The organism is Reyranella sp., from assembly GCF_004297405.1.
In the GTDB taxonomy this organism is placed as follows: Bacteria; Pseudomonadota; Alphaproteobacteria; order Reyranellales; family Reyranellaceae; genus Reyranella.
The window spans coordinates 19,920-33,061 of record NZ_SCVC01000011.1; the positions used below are offsets into that span (position 1 = coordinate 19,920).

Sequence of the window (13,142 nt, forward strand, 5' to 3'; positions counted from 1 at the left end):
GGTCATGAACTCCACTGTGCAGATGATGAGCCGAGTGGCTCGGCGGGCCTCGCGAAGTAAGCGGGCGTGGTGCCGAGCTGGACGACGGGCTTCAGGTGGCGCAGTCGGCCCAACGGTCCAACGCTTTCTGTGAGGAGAGGCAGCAGGTCGCCGTCGGGCAGTTCGGCGACACCTTTTGTGGCGTCGACCGTGCCGAGGTTCGCGAGCCAGTGCGCGACCTGGACCAGCGACACGCGCACCAGCCAGGAGCCGCCCTGTTCGACGCGGCGGGCCAGCGCAACCATTGCGCCCAGAGCACCGAGGTAACCGGCGATATAGTCCAGCGCCTGCACGGGCATGTTGCGCGGCTTGTCGAGCGAGCCCTGCGTGGCGGCGAGGCCGGTGACGTTCTGCACGATCGAGTCGAAACCGCGCCGCGACGCCCACGGGCCTTCGTGACCATAGGCGCAGAGACTGACGCAGACGATACCGGGCTTGAGAGCCGCGACCTGTTCCGGCGAAAAGCCGCGGCCGGCCAGCGTGCCGGGGCGATAGCCTTGCGTGAAGATGTCGGCCTCGCGGAGCAGCACTTTCATGGTCTCGACGCCGGCCGGCGTCAGAAGGTCGATCCAGGCACAACGCTTGCCGTGGCCGGTGTCCATCAGCAACTCGGACTGATAGGGCAGGTGGGGCGCTGCGACATGCAGCACGTCGGCGCCATTCTCTGCCAGCACGCGGCCGCTGGTCGGGCCGGCCAGCACGCGCGTCAGATCGAAGGCGCGCACGCCGGAAAGCGGACGATCGCCCTGCGGCAAGGGACGCGCCGGCGCTTCGCCGATCTTCACGATGTCGATCAGCGGTAGCTTGGAAATCGCGATGCCGTGCGGATGGGCGTTCCATTCCTCGCGGCTGCGCGTCAGGCCGCCGACGCAGCCGCCCTCTGCAATCGCTTCCTCGATCGCCAGTCCTTCCCACTGGGCGACGGCCTCGGCCAGCGCCTCGCGTGTATCATCCTTCGCGCCGGCGATTCGCAAGGCGCCTGCGCGGTGATGCGGATGGTTCGTGTGGATGAACATGTGCCGGCCGTCGCGTGTCGGGTAATGGCCGGTGAGCGGATCCCACGACACGGGCTTCTCGCCATTACGCAACACATAGGTGTTGGAGCGCAGTGACGCGGCGGCGGCGTGCGTATCGACGCTCACCGACTGCGGCATGCCGGTCTTCAGCCTCCAGAGATCGGAGATGGCAAGACCGACCGCGCCGAGCGCGGCCGATCCTGCCTGGCCGATCCGCCAGGGCGTGACGAATATCGGATCGCCACTGCCGGTGATCGAGAGCCGATCGTCGCTACGCTTCTCACGGCCGAGTTGGCGCAGGATCGAGTAGGCGAGATCGGCGCTCATGTGACAGTCCCCTTACGCAGACGCCATGATCTTAGTCAGCAGCGTCATCAGCTCCTGCGGGCAGGTGATGTGTGGATTGTGGCTGGCGTCCATCTCGTCGCAGGTCCAGCCGGCCTCGCTGCGGGCGCGATCGGCGAACTGGCGGAACGCATCGCCCGGCATGTTGCGCTTGGCATAGATGAAGTGACGCGGTGGTGAAGCCTCCGTCGATTCGAGCTTGATCTTCTGTTCGAAGGTCTTGATCGGCTGCGGCCGACGACGCGGGCTGGCCCAGGCGACATCCTCGGGCGCGGTGTCGGGCGGCATCGGATTGACGGTAAGCTTCCAGCCGTCGCCGTCTTTCTCGGCACCTTTGCGCATGTTGCCCTCGGCCTTGGGACCGACGAGGTCGAACAGGCTCTGGCCGTCCTTCGGCACGAACGCATCCAGATACACGACGCGTGCAATACGGCTGCGTGCCTTGTCGACGACGCCCGTCGCGACCATGCCGCCATAGGAATGGCCAAGCAGGACCACGTCTTTCAGGTCCTCGAATTCAAGAACACCGACAACGTCCTGGATGTGTGTCGAGAGGTCGACGGTCGGCGCTGCGAGGTGGGCACGGGCGCCGAGGCCAGTATAGGTCGGCGAAAAGAACTCATGCCCGGCGGCGCGCAACAGGGGGCGCATCTTCTTCCACGCCCATGCCGCCGACCAGGCGCCATGCGCCAGAACGATGTTTGCCATGCTTCTACTACCTCCTGCTGGCGAGCCAACTTCTTCAATGCTATTACGACTTACTCGCAATGAATACTCATCCAACCATAGCACTTGGCGCTGCCCGCGTGGGCTTCCGTGGCCGCATACATGCGATCGACGCAGAGCGTGGCGGCGCTGGCCTGCCGGCTGCCGAACTCGAACGTCGTCTGATCGAATTGGGCTTCGTCGAAGGCGCCGCCGTCGAGCTGCTGCATCAGGGCTTGTTCGGCGGTGATCCCATCGCCGTACGTATTGCCCACACGACCATCGGGCTGCGCCGTCGCGAGGCGATGGCGATTCTCGTGAGTGCGGAGATTTAAGTCTTGTCCGATGTTTCGCCTGCGCTTCCGTCGCCCGTCATCGCTCTGGTCGGCAATCCCAACTGTGGCAAGACGGCGCTGTTCAATGCCCTGACGGGCAGTCGCCAGAAGGTCGCCAATTATCCCGGCGTGACGGTCGAGAAGAAGGTCGGGCCGCTCGTCACGCCGGCCGGCCGTACCGTGCGCATTGTCGACTTGCCTGGCACCTATTCGTTGCGCGCCCGTTCGCCTGACGAGGAGATCACGCGCGACGTCGTGTTGGGCCACGCGCAGAAGGACGTGACGCCCGACCTGATCGTCTGCGTGGGCGATGCTTCGAACCTTCGATTGGCGTTACGGCTGGCGCTCGAACTGAAGCAGGTCGGCCGTCCCGTCATGTTGTCGCTCAACATGATGGATATTGCACGCCGCCGCGGCATCGAGATCGACGCCGACCGCCTGTCGCGCGAGCTGGGCGTGCCCGTCGTGAGCTCGGTCGCGGTGCGCCGCAGCGGCACGGACGCGCTCCTGGCCGAGATCGACCGTCAGATTTCAAAGCAGCAAGCAGCCGGGACATCCGAGTGGCGTGCTCCGGATGCCGGCGCTCTGCGTGGCGCCCAGCGCGAGGCCGATCGCATCCTGGCCGCAGTGGTGCGCGGTCCCGGTAATCCCGACAGCCTCACCAGCCGCGTCGACAAGATTCTTCTGCATCCCGTCGCCGGGCTGATCATCCTGCTCGCGATCCTCTTCGTGATGTTCCAGGCCGTGTTCGCCTGGGCCGAACCCGGCATGGATGCGATCGAGGCTGGCTTCCAGTGGCTCGGTGGCCTCGTCGAGCACTTGCCACTGCCTGACTTGGTGAAGAGCTTCCTCAAGGACGGGCTGATCGGCGGCGTCGGCAGCGTGATCGTCTTCCTGCCGCAGATCGTCATCCTGTTCTTCTTCATCCTCGTGCTCGAAGATCTGGGCTACATGGCGCGCGCGGCGTTCCTGATGGACCGCATCATGGGCGGCGCCGGCCTGCATGGCCGCGCCTTCATCCCGTTGCTTTCGTCCTTCGCCTGCGCCATTCCCGGCATCATGTCGACGCGCGTCATCGACGATCGTCGCGATCGCCTGACGACCATCCTGGTGGCGCCGTTGATGACCTGCTCGGCGCGCATCCCGGTCTATACGCTGATCATTGGCGCCTTCATTCCCGCCCGCGAGGTCTGGGGCTTCGTCGGCCTGCAGGGATTGGTGATGTTCGGGCTCTATACGCTCGGCATCGTCGGCGCACTCACCGTGTCGTTCGTGATCAAGCGCTTGATCTGGCAGGGCAAGCCGGGCGAGCCGTTCATGCTCGAACTTCCCGACTACAAGATGCCGCAGGCGAGAAGCCTCGCCATTGGCCTGTGGACGCGGGCGATGATCTTCCTGAAGCGCGCCGGCACGATTATCCTGTCCATGATGGTGCTGATCTGGGTGCTCGCTTCCTTTCCGCAGCCACCGGAAGGCGCGACCGACCCGGCCATCGACTACAGCTTTGCGGCAATGATCGGCTCGGCGATCCAGCCGCTCACGGCGCCACTCGGCTTCAACTGGCAGATCAACGTTGCGCTGATCCCCGGCATGGCGGCACGTGAGGTCGCTGTCGGCTCGCTAGGTACTATCTATGCCATCAGCGGCGGTGAGGAGGCTGCGGACCAGATCGGCCAGGCGCTGAGCAGCCAATGGAGCCTTGCCACCGCCCTCGCATTCCTCGCCTGGTACGTATTCGCGCCACAATGCGCTTCGACCCTGGCCGTCATCCGTCGAGAAACCGGCGGCTGGAAATGGATGTGGGTCACCTTCTTCTACATGCTGGCGCTGGCCTACGTCGCCGCGCTGGTGACCTATCAGGTTTCCCGAGCTCTGGGGGCGGGATAGGGCAATGGCCGCCGCTCCGAAACCGCAACGCCGCACGTTTCGGTATTGGCTGCAACAGATTCATCTCTGGGTCGGGCTCATCCTGCTGCTGCCGCTCGTCATGATGGGCGTGACGGGCGCTGTGCTGGTCTATGCGCACGATATCGAGCATCTGTTGGGGCAGGGCGAGCCCGATGCTAAGACCGTAGGCGAATGGCGCTCGCCGGCCGAGCTGATCGAAGCGGCTAAGGCCGCGACCACCGATCCCGGCCGCATCCCGATCGCCGTGCGCTGGCCGACGGAGTTCGGTGAACCTGCGGCCGTTCGGCTGTCGCGTCCCGGCATGGCGAACGAGCGGCCACAGTTCCGTGGCCAGCAAGGCGGTGGCCAGCAGCAGGGAGCGCAGGCGCAAGGCCGTGTGCCGACGCAGAGCCCGTTCGCCGGCAGCCTCCAGATCCTGATCGATCCGGTATCGCTACAGATCATTGAGACGCAGCAGGCGATGACCGGCTGGGTTCGCTTCTTCCACGACCTGCATGGCCATCTCCTTATTCCGGGCGGGCTGGGCCGTGAACTGGTCGGCTGGCTGGGCGTGGCGCTTCTCCTGCTGGGCTGCTCCGGTCTCTATCTCTGGTGGCCGCGGCCGGGCCAGTGGAAGGCGGCCTTCATGGTGCGTCGCAAGGCCAAGGGGCTGCGCCTCAACCGCGAGCTTCACGGTGCCGTGGGCATCTGGACTCTCGTGATCTTCATGCTGGTGAACTTCACCGGCGTCTATCTCGCCTTCCCGCAGCAGATCTCGGCCGTCGTGAACAGCGTCTGGCCGGGCCGCGACATGCGTGCGGCGATGTTCCAGGCGCGGGTCGAGCCGATGCGCGGCACGCCGGCAATGGGCGTCAACGAGGCGGTCGAACTGGCCAAGTCCCGCGTGCCCGATGCACGCTTCCTGAATGCGTTCCTGTCGATCCGCCCCGATCAGGCGATGCGTATCGGTTTCGTCCGGCCGGGCCATGAGACAGGTGCGCCGGTCATCACGGTGATCATCGATCCCTATCGCAAGGCAGTGATCGACGTCTTCGATCCCAAGACCATGTCGACCGGCGAGACCATCGTGGCCTGGCAGCGGGGGCTGCACTACGGCCTCGGCCTCGGTGGGATCTACAAGTTCCTGGTGTTCGTGTCGGGTGTGATCATCCCGATCTTCGGCGTCACAGGGTTCCTGATGTGGTGGATCAAGCGTCGCAACCGCCGCGCCGGCGAGAAGGCGAAGCAAGCAATCCTGGCGGCGGCTGCGGCCAAGGCAGCCGACTAGCGTGGGCGCGGCTGCGGCGCCAGATCGTAGAGCGTCAACAGGCGGCGCGGATCCGGTGGCAGGGAACGCCATAGTGTGGAGTCGACCAACGTGCCGTGGCGAATCACCCAGGCTTCGAAATCGGCAGGCCGTCGCGCCGTTCCCAGCAGAACGTACCGCACCTCGCCACGCTGTACGCGCGCAGCAAACGCCTCGACGGTCATGATCGGATCGTTGCCGAGATAACCGCCGAATGGCAGCACCGGCTCGCCGGTGCGGATGATGAGCGGCGCGGCCAACAGAGCTGTCGGCGTGGCGGCGAGAAAGCGCGCCGTGCCGCGACGCTCCTTCAGGAAGGCGATCAGCTTGGGGTCGTCGGTCAGGGTTCGATAAGTGCGTGACAGGATCGGGCCGCGGCCGTCGTCCAGGCCAAGCCAGCGCGGCAGGCTGGCCGAGGGCAGGATGAGATTGCCCGGCGCGAAGATCGGGCTGAGCGCCCAGAAGACTGGGAGGATCGACAGGGCGATGGCACCGATGACGGCCGGCGGCCGTTTGCCCCGGAAGAGAGTCCCAGCGGCAGCGAGCAGCGCCACAGCGGGAAAGCCCATCCAGGGGCTGAGCCAGCTCAACGTTCCGCCGGTGATATAGGCCTGCCAGAGCGCGGTCGCCGCCAGGCCCAGGGCAAGAAAGCGCGGCCCTCGGCGCCACAGCTCGTAGCAGCCGACGCCGGCAAGGGCGGCAAGCGGCGGCGCCAGGGTGACGAGATAGTAGATGTGAAAGATACCGCCGGCAGCGCTGTAGACGATGCCGTAGGTCAACGCCCAGACCGACCATAGCGCGACGGCCGCACGCCGACGGCGCCATGTCAGGATCGCACCCAGGACGGCGAGTGGCAGAGCCCAGGCGAACTGGCCTGCGAGCATGGGCTCGGCCAGTCGCAGAGGGCCGACGGGAACGGCGTCGTAGGCCACGAAGCGTCGAGGCTGTGCTGCCTCAGGTCTTTCGGGAGCTGTACGCACAAAGCGCTCGAGTCCGTTGTGCCGAACGATCAGCTCGAGCATCGAATTGCTCTTGCTGCTGCCGGCGACCGGCCGGTGCTCCGCTGGCGTCAGGTCGAAGGCAATGGCCCACGACAGGGCGACGACGGCGAAAGTGGCGGCACCGGCCGCCAGCCAACCCAATCGCTGTCGCCAGTCGAGCGTGCCGTCGAGCCACCAGCCGGCCAGGAGAGCGGGGCCACAGATCAAGGCAGCCAGCATCTTGACGTTGAAGGCCAGGCCAAGTGTCGCCATGGCGAAGACGAAGGAGAGGCCGCGGCCACGTAAGGCGAGCCACGCCGCCAGCAGCAGGAAGAGCACCAGCCAGGAGTCGGTGTTGTTTGATCGGTCCGTTGCAACGGCGATAGGCGTTAGGGCGAGCAGGAAGGCGGCGAGGAAAGCCGCGGCTCGGCCGAAGCGGCGCACCAGCGCGTAGAGCAGAGCCATCGAGGCGATACCGGCCAGTGCCTGCGGTAGATGGAGTGCCCAGCCGTCGTAGCCCAGCAGGCGCGCCGACACGGTCTGGATCCAAAAGGCGAGCGGTGGCTTGTCGAGGGAAACGAGACCGGCCGGGTCGAAGGCGTTGTAGAAGAAGAGGTGCAGCCCCTGCAGCATGCTGCGCACGCCGGCGGCGTAGTACTCGTTGCCGAAGCCGTTGGTTTCGAGCCGCCACAGCCGCAGGATCGCCGCGAGCACGAGGATGGCGGCCAGCGTCGCCATCTCTGTTCGTCGCCCGATCCTCATCATCTCCGCATCATCACCATCGTTGTTGTCCGAAACGGTTTACGCAGAAGGAGGTGCGATCATCCTCTTACGTCGGCAGCGGGCCTTTGAAGACGAAGAAGGCGCCGGCACAGATCAGCGCGAAGCCCACCATGTGATTGAGCGTGAATCGTTCGCCGAGATAGAGCACCGAGAAGACGGCGAACACGCTGAGCGTGATCACCTCCTGCATGGTCTTTAGCTCGGCGGCCGAATAGGCCGCGTGTCCCCAGCGATTGGCCGGCACGGCGAAACAATACTCGACGAAGGCAATGCCCCAACTCGCCACTACCACCAGCCACAACGGCCTGTCGGTGAACTTCAGATGTCCGTACCAGGCAAACGTCATGAAGACGTTGGAGATCAGCAACAGGACGATCGGGGCGATGGCAGGGGGGAGCCAGGTCATTGCTTTGCGTTACTCCGCTTTGATGCCGAGTTTCTTGATCAGAGGGACGACAGTCTTGTCCTCGGCATCGAACATGGTCGCTGTTTCCTGCGGCGTGGTGGGATAGGCTTCGGCCGTGAGCTCGGCGAAACGCTGCACGACGGCCGGATCCTTCAGCACCTTGACCATCGCATCGTTGAGCTTAGCCACGACGTCGGGCGGCATCTTGGCCGGACCGAACAGGCCGGTGAAGGTCGAGAAGGTGAAGTTCTCGAGACCCTTTACGCCGCTTTCCTTCATGGTCGGCACGTCGGGAAGCTGCGGCACGCGCTTGTCGGATGAAACAGCGATGGCGCGCAACTTGCCGGCCTTGATATGGCCGATGGCGGCGTTGAGCTGGTCGACCTGGGCCGTGACCTGGCCCGCGATCACGTCCAGCGAGGCTGCTCCGCTGCCCTTGTAGTGCACGATCGTGTACTTGCCGCCGGTCGCCTCGCCGATAAGTTCGATCGCGAGATGGTTGGTCGTGCCGACACCAGAATCAGCGACGGCAAACTTGCCGTCGCGACCCAAGGCGATGAAATCCGCCATGGTCTTGATCGGCGAATTCGGCGTCACGACTAGGACGGCCGGCACGCGCTGAATATGGCTGATCGGCGTGAAGGCAGTGCGCCAATCGTAAGGCGCGTTGCCATAGATCGCCGGAACGGCGACCAGGGAATTGGCCGAGACCAGCAGGGTCGTGCCGTCGGGGGCGGAGCGGGCAACGACATCGCTGCCGATCATGCCGCTGGCGCCAGCCTTGTTTTCAACGAGGACGGTGACACCCAACACTTCGCGCAGCTTATCGGCGATGATGCGCGCCGTGACGTCGATGTTTCCGCCCGGCGCATAGGGCGCCATGATCTTGATGGGCTTGTCGGAGACTTGGGCGTGGGCCGGCATGGAGCCGACGGCCAGGCCGAACAAAGCTAAGGCGATTGCGACCAGACGCATGAGTTTCCTCCCGGTTTCTTTGCGCCGAGCCTAGAAGAAGGCTCACTGTGGCGCAAAGACCGATGGAGGTCGTGGCTATTCCGACCAGTGGCTGGAGATCACATCGACGGCCGGTGCTGTGCCCAGGGCTGCGCGTCTTCGAAGAGTGCGCCGAGCCGCAGGACGTCGGTCTCCGCGCCCCACTTGCCGACGATCTGGACCGAGGTCGGCAGCCCGTCGGCGCCGAAGCCCGAGGGCAGCGCCAGCGCGGGATGGCCGGTGAGGTTGAACGGGTACTGGTAGGAGGTCCAACCCTGCCGGGTGATGCCGCACTTCACGCCGTCGATGATGACTTCGTCGTTGGCGGCGTCGTGCGTCACGTCGAGGGCGGTGCGTGCGTTGGTCGGCGTTACCAGGAAGTCGTAGCGCGCCAACAGCGACTGGATCTTGCGGAACAGTGCTGTGCGCGCGAACTGGGCATTGCGGAAGTCGGCCAGCGTAAACTGGCGACCGCGATCCATGAACGCCAAAGTCACAGGGTCCATCTGGTTCTGCCACTTGGGCAGATACTGCGCGCAGAACACGGCGAAGTTCGCCTGGTAGAGGACGCGGCCCTCGTACTCGATCCAGTCGATCTTTTCGGTCACTTCCTCGACCACCGCGCCCATCGCCTCCCAGGCCGCGAGCGAGGCACGCGTGTTGGTCCGCACGTCGGCAGCGATCCGCGGGTTGGCCGTGAGCTCGATGTAGCCGATACGCACACCCGAGAGATCGCGGCCGGCGAGCTTGGGCGACAGCGGCTGTTGCGACGGGCCGGAGAGCGACCAGGGGTCCTTGTCGCTGGGGCCAACCAGCACGGAATGCATGATCGCGGCATCGGTGATCGTGCGCGAGAGCGGCCCGGCAAAGACATTGTTGCCGAAAGCATCGCGTGTGGTGTCGGCTGGCACGGCGCCGAGTGTCGGCTTCAATCCCACGAGGCCGCTGCACGAGGCGGGGCCGCGGATCGAGCCTGCACCGTCGGTGCCGAGCGAGATCGGGCCGAGGCCCGCGGCAACGGCCGCCGCGCCACCACCACTGGAACCACCCGACGTGCGGTCGAGGTTCCAGGGGTTGCGCGTGATGCCGAAAGAGGGGCCGTCGGTCAGGCCCTTCACGCCGAACTCCGGCGTCGTGGCCTTGCCGACCACGATGGCGCCGGCGGCGCGCAGGCGCTGCACCAGCACGTCGTCGGCCTGGGCGACGTTATCTTCGAAGATCGCGGAGCCGTGGCGGGTGGGCACGCCTTTGACGTCGACCAAGTCCTTGATGCTCACCGGAATGCCGTGCAGCGGTCCGAGCTTTTCGCCACGCGTGACGGCTTCCTCGGCCTTCTTGGCGTCGCGTCGCGCCTCCTCGGCCATCACCACGCGAAAGCAGTTGAGCTTTGGTTGGGCGCGGTCAATCGCTTTCAAGAGGACGTCGACATATTCGACGGGCGAAAGTTTGCGATCGCGGATGAGGGCGGTGGCCTTTGCGGCCGGCGTGAACAGGAGATCGGTGTCGGACATGGCGCGCACCTTATCCGGTCCTCGACACCTTCTGCCACGTGCGCTACGCCGCACGGCGATGTTTACGCTTCCCGTGCTGGCCGCTCTGGCGGTCGTGGCCGTCGTGACCTCGTTCATTTCCGGGATCTTCGGCATGGCGGGCGGGATGCTGTTGATCGGCTTCCTGCTGCTGTTCCTGCCGGTGCCGGTCGCCATGGTGTTCCACGGTGTCATCCAGATCGCGGCCAACAGCTGGCGCGCGTGGTTGTGGCGCCATCATGTGAAGTGGAGTGTCGTCCTGCAGTTCGGCGCCGGTGCCGGAGCGTCACTGATCGTCTTTTCTTTCTTCGATTTCGTGCCCGACAAGGCGCTGGTGCTGATGGCGGTCGGCCTGATGCCGTTCATTGCCTTGGCCGTGCCGCAGCGCATCGCCCCCAATATCGAGCGGGGCGGCCAGGCCTTCCTGGCGGGCGTGATCGGCGGGGCCATCCAGCTCGTGTCGGGCGTGACCGGTCCGCTGCTCGATATCTTCTACGTCCGCACGGGCATGTCGCGGCAGGTCAATGTCGCCACCAAGGCCGCGGCGCAGGTGCTGGGCCATCTCACCAAAGTCACCTATTTTGCCATGGTGATCGAAGGGCCCGCCGGTCGCGACCCCGAGCAATGGATGGTAATGGGCTATGCCGCCTGCTTCGCCATTCTGGGCACGACCCTGTCGCGCAGTTTTCTCGATCGCATGTCGGACCGGCAGTTCTATCATTGGACCCGCCGCGTCATCCTGGGGCTCGGTGCGGTTTACGTGGCGCAGGGAGTCTGGCTGATGGCGACGCGATGAGCGAAGAGAAGAAAGTCGATGTGAAGGCAGAGGTGCGGGCGTTGCTCGACCGGCTGCCCGACGATTGCAGCTATGCCGACGTGCAGCGCGGCATCGCCGTGTTGATGTGGCCCAAGCAAGGGGACGGCAGTCTCGCGCCGCCCAAGCGACTTGAACCTGAAGAAGTGAAGCGCCGTCTGCGCGAATGGCTCAAATCGGAGAACGAAAAATGAAAGACCGCGTCTCGATCGACCTGAAGGATGGCGTCGCCGACGTCCGCCTGATCCGCGCCGACAAGATGAACGCGCTGGATAACGCGATGTTCGAAGGCATCATCGAGGCCGGTACCAAGCTGGCGACCATGGAAGGCCTTCGCTGTGTCGTGCTGTCGGGCGAGGGCAAGGCCTTCTGCGCTGGTCTCGACATGGGGAGCTTCGCCGCGATGAAGCAAGACGGCGTGCCGGGCGTGCGCGACCTCGCCAAGCGCACCCATGGCATCGCCAATCGGCCGCAACAGTGTGCCTGGCTGTGGCGCGATCTGCCGGTACCGGTGATCGCGGCCGTGCATGGCGTGGCGTTCGGTGGCGGCTTCCAGATCGCGCTGGGCCCGGACATTCGCTACGCCACGCCGGATGCGCGGTTCTCCGTGATGGAAATCAAGTGGGGCCTGGTGCCCGATCTCGCCGGCACGCAGCTCATGCGCCATCTCGCGCGCGAGGACGTGGTGCGTGAGCTCACCTACACGGGCCGCATCTTCAACGGTGTCGAGGCGCAGCAGATGGGCTTCGTGACGCGCGTCGTGGACGATCCGCGGGCGGCAGCGCTGGAGACGGCAAAGGAGATCGCCTCCAAGAGTCCCGACGCGATCCGGGCCAACAAGCGCCTGTTGAATGCAGCGGTTGCCATCGATGCCGCGGCGGGCCTGATGATGGAGTCGGTCGAGCAGCAGAAGCTGATCGGCTCGCCCAACCAGGTCGAGGCCATCATGTCCAACCTTCAGAAGCGTGCTGCGAACTACAAGGACTGACGCCCGGGAGGAATAATCCATGAATCGCCAGTGGCTCTACGCCAAGCAACCGGCCGGCAAGATCGGCAAGGACACGTTTCAGTGGACCGAGACGGCCATCCCCAGCCCGCGCTCGGGCGAGGTGTTGGTGCGTACGCGCATGCTGTCGCTCGATCCCGCCAACCGCGCCTGGATGATGGGCAAGACCTATCGCGACGCGCTGGAGCCGGGGCAGGTGATGAACGGCTTCACCATCGGTGAGGTCGTCGAGTCCAACGCGCGTGAGTTCAGCAAGGGCGATATCGTCGAAGGCGACTGGGGCTGGCAGGATTACGCCGTGCGGCCGGCGCGTCGACTGACCAAGCGCACGGTCAAGGCGCCGCTGGAGATGCTGATCGGGCCGCTCAGCGTCACCGGCCTCACGGCCTATTTCGGCCTGCTCGAGGTCGGCCGGCCCAAGCCCGGTGACACGGTGCTGGTCTCAGCCGCGGCGGGTGCCGTCGGCACGATGGTGGGCCAGATCGCCAAGCTCGTGGGCTGCCGAGTCGTCGGGACGGCGGGCGGCCAGGACAAGTGCGACTGGATCGTGCGTGACCTCGGCTTCGATGCCGCGCTCGACTACAAGGCGGGCGGCGTGCGTCGCGCGCTGGCGGCGTCCTGTCCCGACGGCATCGATGTCTATTTCGACAATACCGGTGGACCGGTGCTCGACGCGGCGCTGTCGCTGATGAACCTGCGCGGTCGCATCGCCTGCTGTGGGAACGTCTCGCAATACGATGTCGAGAAGCCGGGACCGGGGCCCATGGCCGTGCCGGGGCTGGTCGTGACCAAGCGGCTGCGGATGGAAGGCTTCATCGTGATGGACTTCTACGATCAGCGCGCCGAAGCCGAGACGCGACTTGCCCGCTGGGTTGCCGACGGCAAGATCAAGGCCGTCGTCGATGTCGTCGACGGCCTCGAGAAAGCGCCCGAGGCGCTGATCGGCCTGTTCGAAGGCCGCAACAAGGGCAAGATGGCGGTGCGCGTCTAGCGACGCG

At 65.4% G+C, this 13,142-nt stretch carries 13 protein-coding genes; 7 read left to right on the forward strand and 6 right to left on the reverse strand.

Translation table 11 applies throughout. The features are described from left to right. Positions 1–2: 2 nt before the first annotated feature. Both EPO50_RS07960 and EPO50_RS07965 read right to left on the reverse strand, forming a co-directional pair. Positions 3–1,382: a CoA transferase gene (locus tag EPO50_RS07960; protein ID WP_296342741.1), complete on the reverse strand. Its 1,380-nt coding sequence runs from the start codon at positions 1,380–1,382 to the stop codon at positions 3–5. A 12-nt stretch (positions 1,383–1,394) separates the two neighbouring features. Then, positions 1,395–2,108: an alpha/beta hydrolase gene (locus EPO50_RS07965; RefSeq protein WP_296342742.1), complete on the reverse strand. Its 714-nt coding sequence runs from the start codon at positions 2,106–2,108 to the stop codon at positions 1,395–1,397. Positions 2,109–2,167: 59 nt separating this feature from the next. Here EPO50_RS07965 and EPO50_RS07970 point away from each other — a divergent pair, with 59 nt between their 5' ends. Genes EPO50_RS07970 through EPO50_RS07980 form a run of 3 tightly spaced genes read left to right on the forward strand, consistent with a single transcriptional unit; the run spans position 2,168 to position 5,615 of the window. Continuing rightward, the gene (locus EPO50_RS07970; RefSeq protein WP_296342743.1) at positions 2,168–2,440 is read left to right on the forward strand and encodes a FeoA family protein; all 273 of its coding nucleotides are present in this window, start codon (positions 2,168–2,170) and stop codon (positions 2,438–2,440) included. Positions 2,441–2,443: 3 nt separating this feature from the next. Then, complete coding sequence (gene feoB, locus EPO50_RS07975) at positions 2,444–4,327, forward strand: ferrous iron transport protein B (protein ID WP_296342744.1); 1,884 nt, start codon at positions 2,444–2,446, stop codon at positions 4,325–4,327. A 4-nt stretch (positions 4,328–4,331) separates the two neighbouring features. After that, positions 4,332–5,615, forward strand: a complete 1,284-nt coding sequence (locus EPO50_RS07980) for a PepSY domain-containing protein (protein ID WP_296342745.1) — start codon at positions 4,332–4,334, stop codon at positions 5,613–5,615. Here EPO50_RS07980 and EPO50_RS07985 read toward each other — a convergent pair. From EPO50_RS07985 to EPO50_RS08000, 4 genes are all read right to left on the reverse strand, one after another. After that, on the reverse strand, positions 5,612–7,351 hold the full coding sequence (locus tag EPO50_RS07985) for a glycosyltransferase family 39 protein (RefSeq protein WP_296342746.1): 1,740 nt from the start codon (positions 7,349–7,351) through the stop codon (positions 5,612–5,614). The two genes, EPO50_RS07980 and EPO50_RS07985, sit on opposite strands and share 4 nt — an antisense overlap. A 91-nt stretch (positions 7,352–7,442) precedes the next feature. Further along, positions 7,443–7,802 (reverse strand): DMT family protein, encoded by a 360-nt coding sequence (locus EPO50_RS07990; RefSeq protein WP_296342747.1) that lies wholly within the window; start codon positions 7,800–7,802, stop codon positions 7,443–7,445. A gap of 9 nt (positions 7,803–7,811) precedes the next feature. Beyond that, entirely contained in the window at positions 7,812–8,777 is a 966-nt protein-coding gene (locus EPO50_RS07995; protein WP_296342748.1) for a tripartite tricarboxylate transporter substrate binding protein, read from the reverse strand. Between the two features lie 98 nt (positions 8,778–8,875). Further along, positions 8,876–10,306, reverse strand: a complete 1,431-nt coding sequence (locus EPO50_RS08000) for an amidase (protein WP_296342749.1) — start codon at positions 10,304–10,306, stop codon at positions 8,876–8,878. On the opposite strand from EPO50_RS08000, the gene EPO50_RS08005 reads away from it, so the two are divergent. Genes EPO50_RS08005 through EPO50_RS08020 form a run of 4 tightly spaced genes read left to right on the forward strand, consistent with a single transcriptional unit; the run spans position 10,305 to position 13,135 of the window. Then, positions 10,305–11,120 (forward strand): TSUP family transporter, encoded by an 816-nt coding sequence (locus EPO50_RS08005; RefSeq protein WP_296342750.1) that lies wholly within the window; start codon positions 10,305–10,307, stop codon positions 11,118–11,120. The two genes, EPO50_RS08000 and EPO50_RS08005, sit on opposite strands and share 2 nt — an antisense overlap. Next, positions 11,117–11,332, forward strand: a complete 216-nt coding sequence (locus tag EPO50_RS08010; RefSeq protein WP_296342751.1) for a hypothetical protein — start codon at positions 11,117–11,119, stop codon at positions 11,330–11,332. Before EPO50_RS08005 ends, EPO50_RS08010 begins: the two co-directional genes overlap by 4 nt. After that, positions 11,329–12,126, forward strand: a complete 798-nt coding sequence (locus EPO50_RS08015) for a crotonase/enoyl-CoA hydratase family protein (RefSeq protein WP_296342752.1) — start codon at positions 11,329–11,331, stop codon at positions 12,124–12,126. The genes EPO50_RS08010 and EPO50_RS08015 overlap by 4 nt, the downstream gene beginning before the upstream one ends. A gap of 19 nt (positions 12,127–12,145) precedes the next feature. Further along, positions 12,146–13,135, forward strand: coding sequence for an NADP-dependent oxidoreductase (locus EPO50_RS08020; RefSeq protein ID WP_296342753.1), 990 nt, complete (start codon positions 12,146–12,148; stop codon positions 13,133–13,135). The last annotated feature ends 7 nt before the right edge of the window (positions 13,136–13,142 follow it).

Bases quoted from the DNA above. Each gene is read 5' to 3' on its own strand.
- EPO50_RS07960 (WP_296342741.1), bottom strand. From the start codon at position 1,382: ATGAGCGCCGATCTCGCCTACTCGATCCTGCGCCAACTCGGCCGTGAG.
- EPO50_RS07965 (WP_296342742.1), bottom strand. From the start codon at position 2,108: ATGGCAAACATCGTTCTGGCGCATGGCGCCTGGTCGGCGGCATGGGCG.
- EPO50_RS07970 (WP_296342743.1), top strand. From the start codon at position 2,168: ATGAATACTCATCCAACCATAGCACTTGGCGCTGCCCGCGTGGGCTTC.
- EPO50_RS07980 (WP_296342745.1), top strand. From the start codon at position 4,332: ATGGCCGCCGCTCCGAAACCGCAACGCCGCACGTTTCGGTATTGGCTG.
- EPO50_RS07985 (WP_296342746.1), bottom strand. From the start codon at position 7,351: ATGGCGACGCTGGCCGCCATCCTCGTGCTCGCGGCGATCCTGCGGCTG.
- EPO50_RS07990 (WP_296342747.1), bottom strand. From the start codon at position 7,802: ATGACCTGGCTCCCCCCTGCCATCGCCCCGATCGTCCTGTTGCTGATC.
- EPO50_RS07995 (WP_296342748.1), bottom strand. From the start codon at position 8,777: ATGCGTCTGGTCGCAATCGCCTTAGCTTTGTTCGGCCTGGCCGTCGGC.
- EPO50_RS08005 (WP_296342750.1), top strand. From the start codon at position 10,305: ATGGCGCGCACCTTATCCGGTCCTCGACACCTTCTGCCACGTGCGCTA.
- EPO50_RS08000 (WP_296342749.1), bottom strand. From the start codon at position 10,306: ATGTCCGACACCGATCTCCTGTTCACGCCGGCCGCAAAGGCCACCGCC.
- EPO50_RS08010 (WP_296342751.1), top strand. From the start codon at position 11,117: ATGAGCGAAGAGAAGAAAGTCGATGTGAAGGCAGAGGTGCGGGCGTTG.
- EPO50_RS08015 (WP_296342752.1), top strand. From the start codon at position 11,329: ATGAAAGACCGCGTCTCGATCGACCTGAAGGATGGCGTCGCCGACGTC.
- EPO50_RS08020 (WP_296342753.1), top strand. From the start codon at position 12,146: ATGAATCGCCAGTGGCTCTACGCCAAGCAACCGGCCGGCAAGATCGGC.